Source organism: uncultured Cardiobacterium sp., from assembly GCF_938028185.1.
Classification (GTDB): Bacteria; Pseudomonadota; Gammaproteobacteria; order Cardiobacteriales; family Cardiobacteriaceae; genus Cardiobacterium.
Window position 1 is genome coordinate 1 of the sequence record NZ_CALJAH010000329.1, and the last position, 3,160, is coordinate 3,160.

Here is a 3,160-nt window from a genome sequence, read left to right on the forward strand (position 1 = left end):
TTTGTAAATGGTTGGAGTTGTTGTATGGGCAACGTGTCTGCCGCGAGTAACCCCACCCCAGCCCTCCCCCACAGGGGAAGGCGCTGTCCGGCGGACGGGCTACAGGGTGAGCAGTGCTTCTTCTTCGAGGAAGGCGGCGGCGCAGTTGCGGGTTTGCGGGTGGTTGAAGCAGGCGTTGCCCAGCGCGCGCAGGAGTGCCACGCAGCGTTCGCGCATTTCGCCCTGCCAGCTTTTGAGCGCGGTTTCAAAGGCGGGGTAGTAGCGGGCGCGTGCGGCTTTGCCCATGTGGCAGGCGTCGCCCTGCATGGTGAAGTCTTCGGGGCGCAGGGTGTGTTCGCGGAAGGCGTCGATGGTCCAGGATGTTACGAGCGGGCGCATGGCTTCGATGAGGTCGCAGGCGAGGGATTCGCGGTTGTGCGTGATGCTGTGGTAGTAGCCGATGCAGGGGTCCAGGCCGGTGAGGTGGATGTGGCGCACCATGGCGTAGTGCAGCAGGGTGTAGCCGAGCGAGAGGCCGACGTTGTACGGGTCGCGCGGCGGGTTGCGGTTGCGTCCGCTGAAGTGGAGGCTTTCTGGCAGGACGCTGGCGATAGCGGCAAAGGTGGCAGCGGCGGCGCTGCCTTCGATGCCGCGCAGGGTGGCGAGGTCGCTCACGGTTTTTTTGAGTTGGCAACGGCGCTGTTCGAGTTGTGCGAGGGATTCGTGGATTTGGTGTCCGCCGTGATGCGGGCGGGTTTGCAGGTCGCGCAAAAGTTCTTGTTCGCGCTGGATTTTTTCGGTAATCCAGGTTTGTGCCTGCTGGATGCAGAAGGGGTTGTCCTGGCTGAGGTGCGCCTGGGCGAGGCGGCGCAGGGCGTCTTTGCGCGCGCAGGGCAGGCAGATGGCGGGCTGTTGGCTGCGGCCGCTGAGGATGAGGACGCCGATGTCGTGAGCGCCCAGTTTGCCGAGGTCGGCGGCGCTCAGGGTGAGGTCGCCCTTGATGCAGATGCGGTCGATGAGGTGCAGCGGCAGGGTGCTGGCGCGTTCACCGTTTTCGTAGAAGACGAGGGTGTTGCCGGAGACGGTCATGCGGGTGTTTTTGCGGTCGATGTAGAGGGTGCTCATGGTGTTCTCCATTTAGATGATGAGCAGGGGCGCGTCGGCGGGACCGGCGGCTTTGGCTTTGCCGAGCAGGCGCGTTTCGGTCTGTTCGGTCACGCGGAAGATGTGCAGGCGGTCGGTGGCGGGGTCGAGTTGGGGCGGGATGGTGTAGAGGAGGCGGCGGTATTCGGCGTCGCTTAGCCAGCAGCAGAAGAGGGATTGTTGGCCGCCGGTGGCGTACCCCTGGAGGATGCGGCGCACGTGCGCCTGGGTGCGGGTGTCGCTGATGTCGTAGGCGATGAGGTACGGGGTGCGGTGCGGCATGGGGTGCGTCCGGCGGGTGCCTGGGGTGATGCTACGGCGGTGGGCGCGGTTTGTCCGTTGTGGCAATTTTGCCGGGGCGGGCATCTTGGCGTTCCCTGGTCGCCCGCTATATGATGCGGGCTTTTCTTTTGCAGGAGGTTTTATGCGGCAAGATTGGCGATGTGAGCCGGTGGATGCGGTTGCTGGCACGGTGCGCGTACCGGGCGACAAGTCTATTTCCCACCGCGCGATTATGCTCGGCGCGCTGGCAGAGGGGACGACCGAGGTCAGCGGTTTTCTTGAAGGCGAGGATTGTCTCGCCACCATGCGCGCATTTCAGGCGATGGGGGTGGAGATTGTCCACCACGGCGCGGGGCGGGTAACGGTTCACGGCGCCGGGCTGCACGGGCTGCGCGCGCCTGTCGCGCCGCTGGATGTCGGCAACAGCGGCACCAGTATGCGTCTGCTTGCGGGCGTGCTTGCCGGGCAGCCTTTTAATAGTGTGCTGGTCGGCGACAGTTCTTTGATGAAGCGGCCAATGCGCCGCGTCACCGAGCCGCTCGCCCTGATGGGCGCGGAAATCGCCACCAGCGAGGCGGGTACGGCGCCGCTGGTTATTCATGGCCGCACGCTGCATGGCATTGATTACACCCTGCCGGTGGCGAGCGCGCAGTTGAAGTCGGCGCTGCTGCTCGCCGGGCTGTTCGCCGACGGCACGACGCGGGTGACGGAGCAGGGTGTCAGCCGCGACCACAGCGAGCGGATGTTGCGCGGTTTCGGCGTGAGCGTTGAAAAGGACGGCGCGACGCTGGCGATTCGCGGCGGGCAGCGGCTTTCCGCCTGTGAGGTGGTAGTACCGGGCGATGTGTCTTCGGCGGCGTTTTTTTTGGTTGCCGGATTGATTGCGCGTGAGGGCGAGCTGCTGTTGGAGAACGTCGGCATGAACCCGACGCGCGCCGCGGTGGTCGAGATTTTGCGCGCGATGGGCGGCGATATTGAAATTTTGCACGCGCGCGAGGCGGGCGGCGAACCGGTCGCCGATTTGCGCGTCCGTCCGTCGCGTCTGCATGGCATCACGATTGATGAGGCGCTGGTGCCGATTGCGATTGACGAGTTTCCGATTTTGTTCATCGCCGCCGCTTGTGCCGAGGGCGAGACGCGGGCGACGGCGCTGCACGAGTTGCGCGTCAAGGAGAGCGACCGCCTCGCCACGATGGAGGCAGGTCTGCGCGCGCTCGGTGTGGATTGCGTGGCGGGTGCGGATTCAATGACGATTCGCGGCAAGGCGGGCACGGCGTTTTCCGGTGGCACGGTGGAAAGCCACGGCGATCACCGCATCGCAATGAGTTTTGCCACAGCCGCCTTGCGCGCCGCCGCGCCGATTGTGGTGCGCGATTGCGCCAATGTGGCGACGTCGTTCCCGTCCTTCCAGACGCTGGCGCAGGGTGTTGGCATGGTGGTGGGCGATGCGTAAGGTGATTACCGTTGATGGGCCGAGCGGCGTCGGCAAGGGCACGCTCTGCCAGACGCTCGCGCGCGAACGCGGCTGGGCGTATCTGGACAGCGGCGCGCTTTACCGCCTCCTGGCGTTACAGGCGCTCGCCACAGATAAAGTGGACGCGCCGGCGGCAGAAATCGCCGCGCTGGTCGGGGCGATGCAGATTGATTTCCGCCTGGACGAGCGCGGTTGCACGGTGCTGCTGGACGGCGCACCCGTCGGCAGTGCGCTGCGTACCGAGCGCTGCGGCAATGCCGCCTCGAAAATCGCCGCCTATCC

The 3,160-nt window shown here is 65.5% G+C and carries 4 protein-coding genes; 2 read left to right on the top strand and 2 right to left on the bottom strand.

The genetic code is table 11. The features are described 5' to 3' along the window. Window positions 1-99: 99 nt before the first annotated feature. Window positions 100-1,104: a CRISPR-associated endonuclease Cas1 gene (cas1, locus tag Q0349_RS09690; RefSeq protein WP_298080691.1), complete on the bottom strand. Its 1,005-nt coding sequence runs from the start codon at window positions 1,102-1,104 to the stop codon at window positions 100-102. 12 nt (window positions 1,105-1,116) lie between these two features. Then, complete coding sequence (cas2, locus tag Q0349_RS09695; protein ID WP_298080693.1) at window positions 1,117-1,404, bottom strand: CRISPR-associated endonuclease Cas2; 288 nt, start codon at window positions 1,402-1,404, stop codon at window positions 1,117-1,119. Between the two features lie 142 nt (window positions 1,405-1,546). Between cas2 and aroA the strand changes: the two genes are divergently transcribed. Next, window positions 1,547-2,857 carry a 3-phosphoshikimate 1-carboxyvinyltransferase gene (gene aroA / locus Q0349_RS09700; protein ID WP_298080694.1) on the top strand — a complete coding sequence of 437 codons (1,311 nt, stop codon included), beginning with the start codon at window positions 1,547-1,549 and terminating at the stop codon, window positions 2,855-2,857. Continuing rightward, on the top strand, window positions 2,850-3,160 hold a 311-nt coding region (locus Q0349_RS09705), incomplete at its 3' end, for a (d)CMP kinase (protein ID WP_298080695.1). The genes aroA and Q0349_RS09705, both read left to right, overlap by 8 nt.

Excerpts from the sequence above, each read along its gene's own strand:
- aroA (WP_298080694.1), top strand. The coding sequence starts at position 1,547 with ATGCGGCAAGATTGGCGATGTGAGCCGGTGGATGCGGTTGCTGGCACG.
- cas1 (WP_298080691.1), bottom strand. The coding sequence starts at position 1,104 with ATGAGCACCCTCTACATCGACCGCAAAAACACCCGCATGACCGTCTCC.
- cas2 (WP_298080693.1), bottom strand. The coding sequence starts at position 1,404 with ATGCCGCACCGCACCCCGTACCTCATCGCCTACGACATCAGCGACACC.